The organism is Brachybacterium nesterenkovii (genome assembly GCF_900163655.1).
Classification (GTDB): domain Bacteria; phylum Actinomycetota; class Actinomycetes; order Actinomycetales; family Dermabacteraceae; genus Brachybacterium; species Brachybacterium nesterenkovii.
In genome coordinates this window covers 1-1,479 of sequence record NZ_FWFG01000096.1, presented here as the reverse complement: position 1 = coordinate 1,479, position 1,479 = coordinate 1, and the positions used below count along the sequence as shown (strand labels likewise).

The 1,479-nt window shown below is 68.8% G+C and carries 1 protein-coding gene; it reads right to left on the bottom strand.

The genetic code is table 11. From position 1 onward, the window contains the following. Nucleotides 1–11: 11 nt before the first annotated feature. Nucleotides 12–1,319 (bottom strand): IS21 family transposase, encoded by a 1,308-nt coding sequence (istA, locus tag FM110_RS11030; protein ID WP_456151129.1) that lies wholly within the window; start codon nt 1,317–1,319, stop codon nt 12–14. Nucleotides 1,320–1,479 lie beyond the last annotated feature (160 nt).

Sequence of the window (1,479 nt, the reverse complement as noted above, 5' to 3'; positions counted from 1 at the left end):
GGGTGTGGTGGTCATGTCAGGGTGTTCCTGTTCTTCGCGGCCTGCTCATAGGCGGCCAGGTCGATCACGGTGGCAGTCGGGGCCCGCGGCCCGGTCAAGACCTGGGCAGCGGCCAGCGCCGCAGCACCGGGTGGGATGCGTTCCTTGCGGCGGTGAGGCCGTCCCGGCGGGGCCGAGGCCAGTGCGATGGTCTCCAGCGCGGTGACGTGCTGGTAGGTGCGCTGGGTGATGCCCAGACCAGGCTCGGCCAGGCGGTGACGAGCAACTGCAGCGCCGGAGGTGGTGGTGATCTCGATGTGGTCCGCGCCGAGGTGCTGATGAACATTGACCGTGGCCATCGCGAGTTCGGGTGGGACGGAGTATCGGTTGCCGCGCCAATGGATCAGGGCTTGCCGGGAGACGCCCCGTGGCTCGGTCACCACTACCGGGAACGCCATCGGCGGCAGGGGCCGGAGCCGCTCTTGAGCACGCATCTTGGCGGCGGTCGTGGTGCCTGTCGGGCTCTCGCGGCGGCGGCCGTCCTGCCGGGCTGCGAACTGTTCGAGGGAGGTCTGGGCCTGCTCGGCCGTGATCTCGTCGGGCAGGGTTCGCCACCAGCGTTGGGCGGCGGTGTGGTTGTTCTTCTCGACCACGCCCTTACGATTCCCGGACCTGGGTCGGCAGGCGACGGCCTGGACTCCGTGGTGCTTCGCGAACGCGGAGAACATCGCGGTCAGGTCCCCGGTGGCGGGGTCCAGCACGGTCCGCATCCGATCGAACCGCCACACCCGCGTGAGCCCTCCGAGAAGGGTGAGGACGGTCGTCATCGCGGCCAGCAGGTGGGGCAGGTCCATCGAGGGCGCGATCGCGGCCCGCCAGACGCCGGAGTGGGCGAGTGACCCGACCAGCACATACGCCCCTTTCCGGGGGTAGGCCCACTGGACGGGTGCGTCGGGCAGTTCGAGCCAGTCGAACTGAGTCTCCTCCCCGGGCGGGTGCTCGATCACCGCGTTGGGGCGCTTGGTGACGTGGGCGCAGGCCTGGCAGGCCGGCCGCAACGACCGGCTACGGATCTGACGGGTCAGGGACTGGTAAGAGCCCTCGAACCCCAGCGGTCGCAGCTCGTCCAGCAGCGTCACGGCCCAGAGGTGGGGGTCCTCGATCAGCCTGGCGGTGACGTAGTCGGTGAAGGGCCCGAATGCGTCCGGGACGGCGGGTTTGCGGACTCCGGGCTCGCGGTCGCCACGGAGGTAGGAACGGATGGTCTTACGGTCATGGCCGGTGCGTCGGGCGATCTCGCTGATCGTGATTCCCTGCCGGTGCAGAGCGTGGATGTCCACGCTGCTCCTCTCTGAGAGCATGAGCGTTGGGCCTCCCTGGAAGGCTGGTGAGTGGTCAGAGACCACCAGCATCCAGGGAGGCCCGCCTCATGCGACGGAGCGACCCAGACTGGGGAATTTCGGTGAGCACAACTGGGGAATTTCAGCGAGCGTCATCACC